The organism is Bacillus sp. 05T21, from assembly GCF_056396785.1.
The window spans coordinates 1-305 of record NZ_JBFTMD010000125.1 but is presented as its reverse complement, the minus strand read 5'-3'; the positions used below and the strand labels follow the sequence as shown (position 1 = coordinate 305).

At 43.0% G+C, this 305-nt stretch carries 2 rRNA genes; both read right to left on the bottom strand.

What is annotated here, in order from left to right:
- Nucleotides 1-37: 37 nt before the first annotated feature.
- Nucleotides 38-153, bottom strand: a 5S ribosomal RNA gene (gene rrf, locus AC1DKZ_RS33210).
- Nucleotides 154-202: 49 nt separating this feature from the next.
- Nucleotides 203-305, bottom strand: a 23S ribosomal RNA gene (locus AC1DKZ_RS33205); the annotation flags it as partial.

Sequence of the window (305 nt, the reverse complement as noted above, 5' to 3'; positions counted from 1 at the left end):
AAAAAAACACAAGTCAAAAGACTTGTGTTTTTATCTTGCTTGGCGACGTCCTACTCTCACAGGGACAAGGTCCCAACTACCATCGGCGCTAGAGAGCTTAACTTCCGTGTTCGGTATGGGAACGGGTGTGACCTCTCTGCCATCATCACCAAACTATGAAGGTATATTCCTTCAAAACTAGATAACATTTGCTTCATATTATATGGTTAAGTCCTCGATCTATTAGTATTCGTCAGCTCCACATGTCACCATGCTTCCACCTCGAACCTATCAACCTGATCATCTTTCAGGGATCTTACTAGCTT